This window comes from Paracoccus sp. C2R09 (genome assembly GCF_018860625.1).
Lineage (GTDB): Bacteria > Pseudomonadota > Alphaproteobacteria > Rhodobacterales > Rhodobacteraceae > Paracoccus.
In genome coordinates this window covers 1-16052 of sequence record NZ_JAHKQB010000038.1, presented here as the reverse complement: position 1 = coordinate 16052, position 16052 = coordinate 1, and the positions used below count along the sequence as shown (strand labels likewise).

Here is a 16052-nt window from a genome sequence, read left to right as displayed (position 1 = left end):
TTTTGCCCTTCCATCCCCGTCACATTGTCGCTCGAGGGCTGACCGGCAGGACAAGGGTGACATCATGATGGCCCCCGTCCAATGCCACAAAGGCGCAGACCCGGACATCCGGGCCGCCCTGCATCGCATCGCGGCGCAGGGTCACCGCAATATCGGTGCCGCCGATACGCAGGCGTGCCGAAAACCCCGGCCAATCGTCGGTCAGGCAGGGTGCGATCACGATATGGCCTGCCTGACGCCGAATGCCCAGAATCCCTTCGGTCGCTGCGCGATACATCCATGCCGAAGATCCGGTGTACCATGTCCAGCCACCCCGCCCCAGATGCGGGGCGACCGAATAGACATCGGCGGCAACGACGTAAGGCTCGACCCGATAGCGTGCGGTGTCGTCGGGTGTCAGCGCATGGTTGATCGGGTTGACCATGGTCAGCAAGCGTGTGGCTTCGGTCCCGTTTCCAGTCCGCGCATGGGCCATGATCGCCCACATCGCGGCATGGCTGTATTGCCCGCCGTTTTCGCGCAGGCCTGGGGGATAGCCCGCGATATATCCCGGATCGTTGCCCGCATCCGTCCCGTCAAAGGGCGGGGTGAACAGCAGGATCAGACCCGGATCGGGAATGACCAGCTGTTCCTGCAAGGACTGCATGGAAAGGGCGGCGCGTTCGAGATCGGCGGCATCCGACAGCACCGCCCAGCTTTGCGCGATGGAATCGATCCGGCCAGCGGACGAACTGGCCGACCCCAGCCAGCTGCCATCGTCAAAGGTTGCGCGGCGATACCATGCGCCGTCCCAGCTGTTCGCCTCTTGCGCCTGTTTCAGAATGCCGGCGTGGGCGCGCCAGCGGGTGGCGGCGGCGGGGTCGCGGGTATCGGCCAGATGCGCCATCCGGTGCAGCGTATTCAGCAGCAGCCAGCCCAGCCAGACGCTCTCGCCGCGCCCGTCCTGACCCACGCGGTTCATGCCGTCATTCCAATCGCCTGTGCCGATCAACGGTAGGCCAAGGGTGCCGCTGAACGCGATGGCGCGGTCCAGACCCAAGGCGACATGCCCCCAGAGGGTCGCGCGCGTCGCCGAGATATCGGGCTGGAAAAACGCGTCATGCTGGCCGGTTTTCAGGGGTGGTCCCTCAAGAAAGGGAAGGTCCTGATCCAGCACCGCCAGATCGCCCGTCACCCCGACATAATCGGCCACCGCATAGGCCAGCCACACACAATCATCCGAAATGCGGGTCCGCACGCCCGCGCCCGAATGGGGCAGCCACCAATGTTGCACGTCGCCCTGCGGGAACTGGCGGGCGGCGGCGCGCAGCAGGTGGTCGCGCACCCGCACAGGCTGGGCCAGCGTCATCGCCATGCCATCCTGCAGCTGGTCGCGAAAGCCATAGGCTCCGCTGGCCTGATAGAAGGCCGCGCGGGCCTGAATGCGGCAGGCCAGCGTCTGATAGGGCAGCCAGCCGTTGACCATGATGTCCAGCGCGCGGTCCGGGGTCTTGATCTGGATCGTATTGGTGATGGTCTGCCAATGCGCCCGAACCTGTTCCAGCAGGTCTGCGGGATCGATGGCACGCATCCGGTTGATCAAGGCGCGGGCCGCAGCGGTCGACGCGGCTTGCCCTAGCATATGGCCGACCTGCACCGATTTGCCGGGCACCAGAACGACCGGGCATTCCAGCGCCATGCAGGGTTCCAGCCCCGCGCCCAAGCGGCCCATCAGGCGGGCGGCGGGGGCAGAAAGATCGCCGTCACTGCCCAGAAAGGCCGCGCCATCGCCGCTGATGGCGGTCTGCACGCCCATCAGATCAGCAAAGACCACGCGGTCGGGAAAGGCCACGTTCCACGGGTTGCGGGCCATCAAGGCGCCCGTTTCGTCGTCACGGGCCGTCACCACGAAGGGCGTCGAAGTGCTTTCGGTGACGCCCATGACGGGCCGGGCATAGGTGATGACCGTCAGGCGCCGCGGCTGCGTGCCAAGGTTGCGCAATGTCAGCTGCGACAGCCGGACGGGGGCATCAAGCGGCACGAATTGCAGCAGATCCATCGCCAGACCGCCGGCCTGATGTTCGAACCGGCTATAGCCCATGCCGTGACGTGCCACATGACGACCCGTGGCCCGCAAGGGGCGCGCGGTGGGGGAATAAAACGCGCCGCTTTCGTCGTCGCGGATCAGGAAGGCTTCGGTCGCGGGGTCGGTCACGGGGTCGTTGGACCAAGGCGTCAGGCGGTTCTCGCGGCTGTTTTCGGCCCATGTGCAGCCCGCGCCGGTGGCCGAGACATGAAACCCGAAACCGTCATTGGCGATGACATTGATCCATGGCGCAGGGGTCGCGCGGCCCTGTTCCAGAATGGTCACATATTCGCGCCCGTCATCGGCAAAGCCGCCGGTGCCGTTGAAAAACTCAAGCGTTTCCGCTAGCCCTGCAGCCGCATCACCCGCAGGGGGCGGATGCTGCGGCGGGCGTGTCATGGGCATGGCGGGTGTGGGCCGCGTCGCAAAGGCCGCCACCTGATCGGCCAAGGGGCCGTGGCGGGCGACCAGCACCACGCGGGCGGTGGCCAGCAGCAGGTCGGTCACCTCGGGCGGCAGCAGGTCGCGGCGGAGGGCATGGACCTGCCCGCCGGGTGCATCGGCCAAGGCGCGCGGGCGGGCTCCGCGCAGGGCGGATTCGACCGCCGATTGCAGGTCTTGGACGTAGGATGCGGGATGTTCGTTCAGGATCACCACATCGACAGGCAGCCGCTTCATGCGCCAGTATTCCTGCGCCAGCAGCAGCTGATGGACCTGCGCCATATCGGCCTGATCTCCGATGCGCAGCAGCACGATCGGCAAATCGCCCGAAATGCCTTGCGACCACAGAACCGATTGCTTGCCCGTGGCGGCATCGTTGGCGGGCGCGCGGAACCTTGCATCGGGATGCATGATCGGCGCGGTCATCGCCTGGAATGCCGCCGCCTGCGTCGTTGTGATGCCCAGATGGCGCAGCTGGACCTGCGCCTGCGTCCAGGCCAGCGTCCGCGCGCGATCAACTGCGTTTCGGTCGTGATGGCGGTCTATCAGGTCAATCAGACCCGCCCGCGTGTCGGCCACAACGGTCCAGAAGGCCAGCCGCGCCGCCTCGCCCGGGGCGATGATGATCCGGTGGCGCAGCGCAAAGGCGGGGTCCAGCACGGTGCCGATGCCGCCCTGCAATGTCGCGCCCGGTTCAAGCGCCGCTGCGTGGCGCAGGTCGTTGTCGCGGCCCAGAAAGGCCGCGCGGTCGGTTTCATATTGCATCGGAGTTTCCTGGGTCGCCTCGACCACGGCGAAATGGGCGGCCCAGATGCCCGGCTCATCGGGGGATCTGGTTCGGCGGGTGGCGATCAGCGCGCCATATTCGGGCATGTATTCGGTCTGCACGAACAGCTTGGCAAAGGCGGGATGGGCGGCATCGGCCTGCGGCGTGGTCAGGACCAGTTCGGCATAACAGGTCAGGTCCAGCGCCACCGGCACCCGCGAGGCCGAGGTCAGGGTCAGCATCCGCACCTCGGCGTCGTCCTCGCCCGAGACGAGAACCTCCAGCTTGGTTGACAGCCGGCCGTCCTGACGCAGGAACAGGGCGCGATCCTCGTAGAGTTCCACGCGGTGGTGATCGGCGGGGTCCGCGCCGCCGATGCGGGTCAGTCGCCCTGTGTTCAGATCGCGCATCCAGATGCGTGTGCCGCCGTCGTCGCGGTTCGGGTCGCCATGCCAGCGGGTGACCGCCATCGGCCCCCATCGGCTGACGCCGCCGCCCGTGGCGGTCAGGGTGACCGAATACCGGCCGTTCGTCAGGATATGGGTCATCGCGGGCCCCGTCGTCTTCCCCTCGATCACGGCCATGCGCTGCATATCCTGCGACAGGATGTCCGCGCGGGCGGCGCTGGCCTCGACCCGGTCCGAGACGGTCGGGATATTGCGCGGAATGCGTTCCTGCAGCAGCAGTTCAGCGGCGCGGATCGCGGGTTCGGCGTGGAAGCGGTGACGCATCCGGCCGTCTTGCAGGACATTGGCGATGGCTACGATGGTCATGCCCTGATGATGCGCCATATGGCTGTGCACCACGGCCACGGGTTCATCCGCAGGCCGGTGCAAGGGTGTGAAATCCAGGGCCTCGTAGAAGCCATAGGTCCCCATCGCGCCAAGGGCCGCCAGCCGGTCAAGGTTCCGGGCCGCGGCTTGCGGGTCCACCATGGCCGCCAGTGCCGTCGCATAGGGGGCGACGACCAGGCTGGCCTCAAGACCGCGCTTCAGGCCCAGTTCGGGCACGCCAAAGCTGGAATACTGGTAATTCATCTGCAGATCGCGCGCGTTGAAGCCGGATTCGGATAGGCCCCAAGGCACGCCTCGACGCAGGCCATAGCGTTGCTGGGCCACGACCGACTGGCGGTTCGACTGGTCCAGCAGGCTGCCCGGCGGTTCATCCATCACAAGGATCGGCATCAGGTATTCGAACATCGACCCCGACCATGATCCCAGCACCGCCCCGCCGCGTAACGGCACCGCAGGCCTGCCAAGCCGGAACCAATGGGTCGCGGGAATGTCGCCCTTGGCGATGGCGAACATGCTGGCCAGTCGCGCCTCGGAGGCCAGAAGGTCGTAACAACTTTCGTCGCGTGTGTTGTCGGACTGGTTGAAGCCGATCGAAAGCAGCTTGCGTTCTGGGTCCAGCAGGAAGGTGAAATCCATGTCCCAAGCCAGCGCGCGGGCCTGCATTGCCAGGTCGTGCAAGGGGGTGCTCAGGTCCGGATCGGGATCGGCCAGATACGCCACTGCGCGGTCATGCAGAGCGGCCAGCCAGACGCAATCGCGCGCCGCCTTGCCGGTCAGCCTCTGGATGGCGGCCCATTCCGGACGGGGCGCGCGGATGGCCGCCTCGATCTGGTCCAGCAGGGCGGTATCGGTCCAGCCATGCGCCAGTTCCAGCGTGTCCAGCAGACCCTGTCGGTCGTCTTGTGCGGGATCTGTGGCCCATTCCTCGCAGGTATGGGCCAGGGCGATCAGATGTCCGGCCAGATTGCCGCTGTCGACGGTCGAGACATAGCGTGGTGCCAGAACGCTGCCATCGGTCGTGTCATACCAGTTGAACAGATGGCCGTTCAGCTTCTCTAACTGCGTGACGGTTTCCAGCGTCTGCTGCAATCGGGTGACGGCATCGCGAAGGCTGATCCAGCCGAAATCCCGCGCCGCCACGCAGGCCAGCAGATAAAGACCGACATTCGTGGGCGAGGTCCGCGCGGCCGTCAGGGGCGTCGGCGTTTCCTGATGGTTGTCGGGCGGCAGGTGGGAATGACGGGCGGTGACGAAGGTCTCGAAATAATTCCATGTGCGGCGCGCGGTCAGGCGCAGGTGACGTGCGGCGTCGGGCGTCAGGGGTTTGGTGGCGGGCGGCAAAGCGCGCCCCGTAGCGCGAGCGATCAGTGGGGCGGAGAGCCACAGAAGCACGAATGGCAGCGCCAGCGGGACGGCATCGGGGGCCAGGAGGGCTACGGCGATCGCTGTGCCCAAGGTCAGCACAAGCCCCCCTGACATGCGGCGCGCCAGCATGCCAAGGTCCGGTTTGGGGCCAACCTGATCCTGCGCGGCGGTGGTCCATTCCAGCAGATGCCGCCGCGATATGCGCAACCGCCAAAGGGTGCGCAGGATCGCATCGCCCATGCGCCATGCCGTGTCGGGCAGGAAACTGACCGTCAGGGCCAACTGCTCCAATGCTGCGCGCCCGTCATCCAGACATTGCCGCGCATGGCTGGGCATATCGGGCGCCGGGCGGCGTGGCACCATGCCCAGCAGGGCGGGTAGGATCACCGGCAAGGCCATCATCGCCAGCAGCAGCTGCGTCGCCGCTCCCGGATGCGGCGTCATCCATCCCAACAGCAGCGCCGCCAGCGCGAACGGTGCCATTAGCGACCGGCGCAAACTGTCGGCGATCTTGACGCGTCCCAGGACCGGGGTGGCGGGGTCAATAATGCGGCCCGCCAGCTGCCAGTCGCCCCGCGTCCAGCGATGCTGGCGGGCCGCGGCCAAATCATGTCGGGGGGGGAAGGCCTCGACCACCTCGATATCCGAGGCAAGGCCCGCGCGAGCAAAGACCCCCTCCAGCAGGTCGTGGCTGAGAACGCTGTTGGGTTCGATTCGGCCCTGCATCGCCGCTTGAAACGCGTCGATGTCGTAAATGCCCTTACCCGTGAACGACCCCTGGCCGAACAGGTCCTGATACACATCCGACGCCGCTGAGACATAGGGTTCCATTCCACCCGGCCCCGATGTTGTCCGCAGATAGGCGGTCGGCCCCGCCCCAAGCGCAGGCGTAACGCGCGGCTGCAGTATGCCATATCCTGCGGTCACGACCCCCTGGGTCACATCTAGCTGGGGCTGGTTCAGGGGATGCGACATCTTGCCGATCAGGCGGGCGGCGGCATCGCGTGGCAGGCGGGTATCGGCGTCCAGCGTGATGACATAGCGCACGTCATTGGGCAGGGCAGCATGGGGGGCGAAACTGGTATCGGTTGCGCCGCGCAGCAGGCGATTCAGCTCGACCAGTTTGCCGCGTTTGCGTTCCCAGCCCATCCAGACGCCTTCATGCGGGTTCCACTGGCGGTCGCGGTGCAGATGCAGAAAACGCGGGCCAGCGGGGCCTGCCGCGTGGCGTTCGTTCAGCGCCGCGATCCGGCGCGCAGCCAGTGCCAGCAGATCAACATCGGCGGGTATCCGGTAGCTTGGCGCATCCGCCCCATCAGTCAAAAGCGCGAATGTCAGATCACCACCCGTGCCGGACAGGTAGTGGATCTCAAGTCCGTCCAGATGGCGGCGCAGATCTTCGGGGTCTGTCATGATAACGGGAACGATCACCAGCGTGCGCAAGTGGCTGGGCACACCCTGGCGCAGCTCCAGCCCCGGCAAAAGCGCCGCGCCGATCGAACGCGCCACCATCAGATCGACCAGTGCGATGGCCAGCCCGCAAAGCGGCATCGCCATCGCCACCAGCCACGGCCAGATGACACCGCCCTGCATCAGCCACGCAAGCACAGCCAATAGCGCCGTCGTCCCGACCGCGATCAGCGCCAGATAGCCCGGCAGCCCCGCAGACTTTTCCAGCCTGCGCAGCCACAACCGCGGCGGAGGCCGAAAGCCGATGGCGCGTTCCAGCGCCGGCCTGCCCCGGTCGATCAGATGCCAGCCGGGATCACTGGCAGGCGTCGCGGGCGTAGCCTCACCGGCAAGTGCCACGGCCATATCGGCCAGCTGCGTTTCCGGGCGGCCGCTGCCGCGCGACAATTCTTCGATCGCGCTGCGGTAAAGGTTCCTGCTGGCAAAATCCATCGCCGCATAGCCCTGATGCTGACGCAGGCGGGCCTCGACCAGACTGACATCCTCGAACAGGTCGTTCCAGTCGGTCGAGGACAGACTGCGAAACCCGGTGATGACATTGCGCAGCGTGACGTTCGAGGCCCCCAAGCGTTCCTGAGCATGACGCACCACGCTATCGATCGAGGCCCCCTGCGCGGTTAGCCGGTCCTGCAGCCATGAGATGGCCGGGGTGGTTCTGGGGTCCAGATTACGCAAACGCTCGGCCAGTTGGGCGGCGAACAATTCGTTCATCGGCTTGGCGTCGGGGGGATCGGGTAACAAGTTGCGATAGGTCTGGCCAGAGCATAGGATCTGGTTGGCCAGCAGATCGGCTCGTTGGCGTTGGGTCCGGCCACAGGCCATCTGATCGGTCAAACGGCGCAGATTCTCGATCAGCACGATGCGCAGGGTGATGGCTACGGCCCACAGCTCGCCGATGGTCAAGGGTTGGACGGTTTGATAGGCGACCAGAAAGCGCCGCAGTGCCATCGCGTCGAAATGGCTGTCGGTATGGGCGACAAAGGCCCAGGCCAGCCCGAAGACTCGCGGATAGCCCGCAAAGGGACCGGTCTCCAATTTGGGCAGCAGCTGGTAATATTGCGGGGGCAGATCAATGCGGATCTCGCGAATCTGCGCCTCGACCAGATGGTAATTGTCTAGCAGCCAGTCGGCGGCAGGCACGGTCGGCCGACCCGCTGCGGCGTCTTGGGCGTTGTCGCGATAGGCGGTCCTCAGGGCGCGCGCATTATTGGACAGACGCTTGTGCAGCGACATGACCCGGGTCGGATGATCGGTCACGGTCTGATCGACGGCCAAGGTCAGCGCATGTTGTTCCAGCCGTTCGAACCCGAACAGTTCCGCACGAACCGGAGCCGTGTCCGACCATGGCGGGCGGTTTTCGCGCAGTTTCGAGATAAAGAACATTAGCCCGACAGAGCGGGGGGCGAAGGCGTTTTGGAACATAAGGGCATCCTGTCGTTTTCGGGATGTCGCTGTGGCTGCCGTGAAGCGCGATCACGGCAACTCGCAGCGATCCCTTGATCTTGGCCCGGCAATCCACCCCTGCGGGCACCGGCCTAAAAACGACGGGCGAGTCCGAATTGCGGTGATTGTCAGGGCTGGGGCATTTGGGAAGGGTGCGGCCCCGATCCGGAGGCATGCGCCCATGCTGACAGGGTTCCGCGCTGCGCAGACTGATGCAAAGCAGCCTTGCCGTGTTTTATAAGGGGGATCAGGTGGTTTCGGCAGGCTGCCCGGCGTCGATGGAGAATGCCCGCAAGGCGTTCAGGATGACGGCCACGTCGATCACCTCTTGCAGGAAGGGGCCTCGTACGGGGTCAGATATCCGAAAGCCGCCGCGGTCATGATCAAGAACGACAAGCCGATCCCGGCGATGACGCCTTCGAGCGCGATGCGCCGCGCGCGTCGACAAGAGCGGGTAGAAGCCGGTCGAGTCGATCGACCAGCAGGACGACATAGGCGGCCTCGGCGCTGGCGGCTGCGCTGCGTGCGCCCATCACCACGCCCACACCGGCGGTCGCCAGCGCGGGCGCGTCATTTAGACCGTCGCCCACCATCATCACCGGCCCGTTCTTGCGTTCTGACAGCATACGCAGCACCATTTGATCGGGCGTCAGATCCGCATGTACCGCGTCGAGCGGCAGGCCTTGGCTGACCGACATCTCTACTGCGTGCCGGTCGCCTGTCGCCAGCACAATGCGCGGGATGCCGTGATGGTGCTGCCCCGCCAGCAGGTCGCCGATGCCCACGCGCAGGCAGTCGGCCATGACCAGCCAGCACGCCGGTCGCCCGTCCACAACCCCTGCAACCAGAACCGCGCCGGGTTCTTGTGATTTCATATCCCATGCCGCGATACCCGTCCGCGCAGCCAGAAAGCCCTCACCCCCGACCGCGATCGCGTCACCATCGCGAGTGTCAGCCACCCCCTCGCCCGGGGTTTCGACTACATCGGTCGGGACGGGCAGGTTGAGCCCTTGGGCGCGGGCGGTGGTGACCACGGCCCTTGCCACCGGATGCTGGGACACTTGATCTAGCGAGGCAAAATAACTTGCCGATCGCTGAGCATTCCATCCATTAAAGGGTGGACACGATCTTGCGCCGAACATCCGTCAGAGTGCTGTTCCTGTCCATGCTCAGGGTGGTGATACGGGCCATGGTTTCGAGGGGCTTCGTGCCTTCGATCAGCATGTCGAACCGTGCCGCGTCTGACAGGCCGGCGGCCAGCGCCACCGGTACCGCCAGAATTAGCGGACTGGGGGTGGCCACGCCCAGAACGGCTACCGGGCGGAGCGGATCGGCCCTATCTCTGCGGCCATGCTGATTCCGGGAATGCCGGAACTCGGGCAGATGACATCTGGTGAAGTTGAAGCCATGACCGGCCTTGCTCCTATCCCGCATGACAGCGGCGCAATGCGGGGCAAGAGGGTAATCGCCTGAGGTAGACGCGCACTGGGACATGTCCTGTTCCGGGCCGCACTGGCCGCAGCGTGTCACAACCCCGTTCTGAAGCCAGTCACACAGGCCTTCAAAATACGCCGAAAACCCCGAAAGGTCATCATTGTCGCTATCGCCCGCAGGCTGATCACAATCGCAAACGCCATCCTTAGGACGGGCGTCCCGTGGCAGACCCAGTCTGGGAGATGACACAGTTGCTAGGGCCGCTGCCGAGGGGAGCGTGGGAAGACGACGACCTGAATGGGCAAAATGATAGAACAGCTCTGGATTAAAGATAGTAGTTAATCGCTACAAGCATCGAGCTCGTAAGTCAGTTTCGAACCCAATCTGCCGATCACCATCTCGGCCCGCGGCTTTTGAAAACGCCGCATCATGCATGCCTCACAGAAGTTCGCACTCGATCACCCACTGATAGGGTAAAAAACGTTCTAGACTAAGAGCGGCAACTATAGATACGATTACGCGCTGCGGCAGCACTGCTGAGCAGCCTGCCAAAAGTCTAATGGCCGCTGTTTAGATGGGGGATATGACGCCAGTTGGTATCGTGAAACCTCGCAGAATAAGAGCAGTAAACCTTGCTTGCGGGGCCAGAATTCCCGAGGCAAGCTTGTCAAATATGACACCCGACGCAACCATCGTGAGATCACGTTCGGTAAGCTCAAAGACTCGCCTCGCGTTGTGGCCCGATACAACAGGCACTCACGCGCGGTTTTTCTGCCTGCCATAGCGCAAGCCGCAACTCTCTTCTTCGAACCTTGAAGCTTGATGCCTCTGAAGCCTAGCGGCGCATACATCCGCTGTTGGAAGATTAACGATGGCTAATCAGCCATCGAGGCTGCGTCGCTACTCTAGGGACGTGCGGTGCGGGGGGCTTTCGGGTAGAGAAGGCATGCCTTCATTCTCGGCATTTCGTATTTCCTCTTCCTCGCGCGCCCTACGAGCTCCCAATTGAGATTCCGTCACTCCCAAATCGACTTTTTCTTTATCTGCTACCGAGTAGAGCGCTCGTAGATGTTTTTCCGAAACGCCATCAGCCTCCATTACGAGGCGCACTATCGGGTCAGCGAGCATTTCTTCGACGAAGAAGTTGGATAACGCTCTCTCAGACAGCTGGTCCTTAACACGCGCATCATCCAAATCTGCAAGCGAAACTAGAAGGGTTCTGGTTAGACCCGGATGTGTAAATCGTGAATGAAGCTTTATAACGACCGACGGCTTCCAACTTTCGCCAATTCGATGATGTGGCGGTGGCGCCAGCTCTGTTTCAATTCGGTACTCTCCTGCCGGAAGGATCTCGTCGAAGCCTGGAACGGTGAACGGTCTCGAAAAAATTGCGATGGACTTACTTGTCGGTTTTTTCATTGCAGTGGTTCTTTCCGTTTACACTCAAGTTGGCAATATGCGGCGCTGAAGATAATTGTCAGATTCCACAAGTTTATCGATAATTTCCAAGTCTAGATCTTTTGGTTCGTTGCCATTCAAGGGTTCGGCATGAGTTTCACCAGCTTCGGCGCCATTGCCGCGTCGGCCCATACGGCCAAGTTTAGAAGGACATGCCAGTGTTCTAGTGAGTGGCCGGGACAAAATCCTCGACTGGAGCAGATTGGGGCGTCTGGCTTCGGTTTATGTTGTAGATAGAGAGCCGAATATTGATTTAAGATGCTAACTTGGCAATAAGGACAAATTTCTTCAATGTAGTTCGTCCGTCCAGACTTTGAATTCTTTTAGACTAGACAAGCCAAAAGTTTGGGTCAGTGGGACATCAACCGCATCGCGTCCACGCGCAATGAGGATTCGCGCAAATTTGGGCTTGTTGTTTCGCGGGTCGAACACGTGCCATTCACCCGAGAGGAAAACCTCAATCCAAGCCGCAAAGTCTCCTACCGGATGAGGAAGTGGCTCTCCAATATCGCTTAGATATCCGGTGCAGTAACGGGCTGGAATGTTCATGCAGCGACATAGCGTAATTGCAAGGTGGGCAAAATCTCGGCATACGCCATGGCGTTCGATCAAAGTCTGTGATGCGGTACGTGTCGATTTGGCTTGCATATAATCAAAGTCGACATGATTATGTACAAAGTCGCAAATTGCTTGCACTCGTGGCCATCCGGGAGCCGTATCTTTAAAAAGGCGCCAAGCTTCATCCGACATTAGGTCAGTGTCGCAGTACCTGCTTCCCTGAAGAAAAACGAGGGTGTTAGATGGCAGATCCTCAACTTGGTGCTGCTGCGCGCCTTGGGTGACGGGATCAGGAAGGCCGTCGTCGCGGAAAATACCATCCGTTGAAATGCAGAATTCACCCGCTGGAGCTAATAGGCGCGTACACCAATTTCCGAAGCCATCACGATAGCTCTTGAGCGGCACGCTTGGCAGCGATACGAGATAGTCAACTAGCTCGAGGTTCCTAAAATGCGAGTAATGCACGTTTAACATTGCAATCAGGGGCGTCGGCTGAGAAAATTCATAGCGTATCCGACACCCTATGCTGACCCGCATCCCGGTTGCCCCCTCGCATCCAACAAGCTCATGATCATTTTGCAAGACTGAACGCCTCGTCTTGAAACTGGGAGTTTCGGTAGCAAATCCAAAAGTTTGCCGTAGTGTCCAGATGGGGATCTACTCGCATAGCAAACACGATGCATGCGCCGCTGCGGGGCTCGTACCCCGGCTCGAAGTTCCCGCGTTTTATAGGGGGGGCCTTATAGATGAATGCACTGCGTGGCACATTGACGACACTGCATTGGTCGTCGTTACTCACGAAGCTTCTTTTACAGGAGCATGCAGGGGCGTGGTACGAATTTGCAGGGAACCCGTGCAGAGGTATGACGATTGACGTGCATGGACCGGTAATGGCCAGATACCCGAGATCAAAGCTCGATCCCTTTCTCGAACCCGAACGATCTCTCGTCGAGTAGGCATAGCCAGGATGCGCGATAGCAGTGAAGGGTTTGGTAGCAAGCTGGTGGCCCCATTCACCTTCCCGAGCGTAGCCGGAGGACCGAAGGAAAGAATTTTCAGGCCCAAGAACCGGAATGCGAATTGCATACTTATTGTATTCTCGTTCGCATTCCCATTCTGATCTGAGGGAACACGCGGAAGGGTAAACATGCACAAGAACTGCTACGAGAGCGCATTCACCGTCTTCAAATCGGAAACCTCGATTGAATAACCATATAGTGTCCTGTCTACGGCTTTGGTAAAGGAGGTACATCAGAATAGTACGATCCTGCGTAAGGACGCTTATGGCAAGGAATAATAACAGTCTAAGAGCAGGGATCGGCCGTGAACCTTTTTGCGCTAAGATTTTTTTCAAGTAGGTGGTGCGATGTTCAACCTGCCTTTTGAATGCTCCCGTGGAGTCGTGTTTTTCCTTGCTTGCCGCAGAATCCTTAAGCTGAACCCTTGCGGATCTTCTTTGAGCATGGAATAGCTCCATTGGAATTCTAACGCCCTGAATTCTACCCTGGCACTCCGTCCAAACTGCGTACATTGGCAAGTCGTCGGAAAGCCTTAATCGCTTTGTGCTAGTCATAGGGGCAAACAATCTATAAAAGAATGTCTCGCAATTCAACGTTGCCCCAGTCGAGCAATGCCGCGAGATTATCATTGCGACCGATCTTACTGAGCGTAATTCCCGTGATCCCAGAGGCTTCCAAAACGATAAGCGAAAAAGATCGGAGTAAAATATTGCATCTCCCGATCCTTCAATAGCATAACTGTGCTGATGGTCATCTACGGTATCACATTTCTGCCACGCCGTAGCTTTTCGACGGGAACCACGGATCGGGCGCGCCTCCGCACGAGGTTCAGCTATGAGACTGACATTTACGTACTTACGAAACTTCAACGACTTGAAAAATAGTTCCGGCAGACAGGGGAGACAACTTGCATAAGCGCGTGGACTATTAATCTTGAAAATGGTCGGGTTGGATTGATAGGCTTGCTCGGGACCTCCAAACCTTAACGCTTTTTTTGAAGCAATGATGGCTTCAGCATGTGTCATGACCTATCTCGCTCTGTCGAAACTTTAATCGAACCGTTCTGCAGCAATTAGAGCTGCAGATTCGCTAGGCACGCTTGGGCTACGTCACGGTTTGGTGCATCAGTTCCGGGAATGGTTGACCAGCCTGTCGACATCAGTGCGTTACGACGCTCATAAGTCGAGGCGGAACGTATCGCTTCCATCTTCAGCGCCCGTTCCGGGTCCAGCCGTGCCATCTCAATGCAGACCGGTACCATCGACGCCACAACGTCCTTACGAGACATCTCCATAGCACGCTCCATCGACGTGCCAGCTGTAATCCACCCTCCCCAGGTGAACCCGATTACTCCAACGCAAACAGCGCCTATCGCGGCGCCATAGAGACCAGGCTTGAACCATTCAGGAATGTTCATTCTTTATCCTCCTCGTGAGAAAATGCCGTTCCGTTACGCTTAGCGATTTCACTCTGGTTCGCATCTCGCTTCAGGGCCTCTTTCAGATCCCTGTAGCAGGTTGGGCGCAACTCGGTCCGCCCCTTGCTTTGGACGCTCAGGTAAGTTGCAGTGCGCCGATAGGCATCGAAGCTCAGCCCCTGTATAAGTTCCTCCTCGACGAGGACTTCATACTCGCCCGCAGGTAAGTTTCCCTGGTAGCCTGGCAAAGTGAAGGTATTCAGAAACGTCACCGTCGATGTAGTCGACCGCATGTTCATTACTGCTCTCCGCGATACTGTCAGGTGTGTCGTTCAGCATCGTGGACGGTCAGCATTTGACCACGGCCAGTGAAGCGACATATTCGTTTCTATACCATTCTCGCTATCGCAGCGCTGACCCATGTTAGTCTCGCGAATAGTGTGACTATCGAGCTTTTTAGTCAGCGTCAGGCACTGATCTAAGTAAAGGCGTTAGGCACCGCTGAAGGGTAACCTCTGGGGGATGGGACCAGCCTGCGTTCCCGCGATCTGGAAAAGGGGAATGGCAATGACCCAAACGAGTCTCCTCGACGGCCGCCCTCTTGAGTTTGAGGGCTTCCTCTATGCTTCCTTGGGCGAAGACAGCAACGGATTTAGCGTGACAGTCCTCTCCGGTCTGGCGCGGTTAGGTCTTGATCCATGGGACGAAGTTGCCGCGCTGGTCAGGATGGACAGTGCTGCTGCGCATGCGCGGTTGAACGCCTTGCTCTCACGAATGTGGGACGTTCCGGGTCTGGCGAGGAACCACGACAAGATCGTCGATGACCTAACACTACTGCTTCCTCCATGTACGTCACTCGGGAACCTCAAACAGGCCGCAACAGCCGTTACTGACGTTTCTCCAGGTATCATGGCTGCCGTCTGGGCAGTGCTTATGATTGTCTTGGTGATACTCCAGCTTCTATTGGCCGGTTCATTGGATTTTATTGAATGACCGTTCCACCCACGTTGAGACATTGGCATCGATCGCTGCAGACATTGAGGGAATGCCCTCGACCCAGGGAGAACGTATGCTTTGAGGAAGGCAAAACCGGTGCGGGTTTGCCGAATACTGATTTCGGTTAGGTGTTCAGTCCCGGCATCTGGTGGATCAGGTTTAGGATGAATCTGTCGGTCTCGGATGACCAGATCTTGCAGATGTATTCGTAAGGCGTGAGGCCACTGAGGGTCTTGAGCCGGCGGGTGAAGTTATAGGCCGCGATGAAGTTCGCAAGATGCGTCCGTAGCTGGCCATGACTGTCGTAATAAAAGCGTTTGACGGTCGCGTCCTTGATCGTCCTGTTCATCCGCTCAACCTGCTCGTCCCTTGGGAAAACGATTCCCCGGATCGTTTTCTGATCCTCGGAACTCCACGCGTGGTTGGGCTTCGTCAGGCGGTGCTCAATGCTATTAGCCTCGCAGATCATGTCGAAGCGCATGGTCCTTGAGTAGATCGTATTCCGGTCCCGAGGGTGCTCTGCGAGTTGAATTCCCCTGGCCATGGTCACTCGAACCGGTGGCGCCCCCATGCTTGGATCAGTGAGGACGGTGTGGACCTGATAGGGCACAGCTTCGAGCATGTGTTGAAGGAACTCCGAGGCTGTCTTCCTGTCTGCCCTCTCGACAAGCTGGGTCACGGCAAAACTGTTCGTGCGGTCGATGCAGACGAACAAGAAAAGCTTTCCTTCAGCAGCCTGCACCTCGGCAATGTCGATGTGAAAGAAGCCGATAGGGTATCGCTTGAACTTGGACCGCTTCGGCTTGTTGAACCGCTCCGGGTTTGC

General features: G+C 60.5%; 7 protein-coding genes and 1 pseudogene. 1 reads left to right on the top strand and 7 read right to left on the bottom strand.

Translation table 11 applies throughout. The features are described from left to right. Positions 1 to 19: 19 nt before the first annotated feature. From KO490_RS15690 to KO490_RS15670, 6 genes are all read right to left on the bottom strand, one after another. Positions 20 to 8323 (bottom strand): GH36-type glycosyl hydrolase domain-containing protein, encoded by an 8304-nt coding sequence (locus KO490_RS15690; protein WP_252727248.1) that lies wholly within the window; start codon positions 8321 to 8323, stop codon positions 20 to 22. A 404-nt stretch (positions 8324 to 8727) separates the two neighbouring features. Beyond that, complete coding sequence (locus KO490_RS16720; protein WP_368500175.1) at positions 8728 to 9378, bottom strand: HAD family hydrolase; 651 nt, start codon at positions 9376 to 9378, stop codon at positions 8728 to 8730. Between the two features lie 76 nt (positions 9379 to 9454). After that, positions 9455 to 9610: a hypothetical protein gene (locus KO490_RS16715; RefSeq protein ID WP_368500174.1), complete on the bottom strand. Its 156-nt coding sequence runs from the start codon at positions 9608 to 9610 to the stop codon at positions 9455 to 9457. Between the two features lie 1068 nt (positions 9611 to 10678). Next, a complete protein-coding gene (locus KO490_RS15680) occupies positions 10679 to 11197 on the bottom strand; it encodes a hypothetical protein (protein WP_216020367.1) in 519 nt (172 codons plus the stop codon). A gap of 327 nt (positions 11198 to 11524) precedes the next feature. Next, on the bottom strand, positions 11525 to 12376 hold the full coding sequence (locus tag KO490_RS15675; protein WP_368500173.1) for a transglutaminase family protein: 852 nt from the start codon (positions 12374 to 12376) through the stop codon (positions 11525 to 11527). Between the two features lie 1850 nt (positions 12377 to 14226). Next, positions 14227 to 14529, bottom strand: a complete 303-nt coding sequence (locus KO490_RS15670) for a hypothetical protein (protein WP_216020366.1) — start codon at positions 14527 to 14529, stop codon at positions 14227 to 14229. Between the two features lie 268 nt (positions 14530 to 14797). Here KO490_RS15670 and KO490_RS15665 point away from each other — a divergent pair, with 268 nt between their 5' ends. Beyond that, positions 14798 to 15223, top strand: a complete 426-nt coding sequence (locus KO490_RS15665; protein WP_216020365.1) for a hypothetical protein — start codon at positions 14798 to 14800, stop codon at positions 15221 to 15223. Between the two features lie 127 nt (positions 15224 to 15350). Here KO490_RS15665 and KO490_RS15660 read toward each other — a convergent pair. Beyond that, positions 15351 to 16052: pseudogene (locus tag KO490_RS15660) on the bottom strand (integrase core domain-containing protein); the annotation flags it as partial.

Bases quoted from the DNA above. Each gene is read 5' to 3' on its own strand.
- KO490_RS15680 (WP_216020367.1), bottom strand. From the start codon at position 11,197: ATGAAAAAACCGACAAGTAAGTCCATCGCAATTTTTTCGAGACCGTTC.
- KO490_RS15670 (WP_216020366.1), bottom strand. From the start codon at position 14,529: ATGAACATGCGGTCGACTACATCGACGGTGACGTTTCTGAATACCTTC.
- KO490_RS15665 (WP_216020365.1), top strand. From the start codon at position 14,798: ATGACCCAAACGAGTCTCCTCGACGGCCGCCCTCTTGAGTTTGAGGGC.
- KO490_RS15690 (WP_252727248.1), bottom strand. From the start codon at position 8,323: ATGTTCCAAAACGCCTTCGCCCCCCGCTCTGTCGGGCTAATGTTCTTT.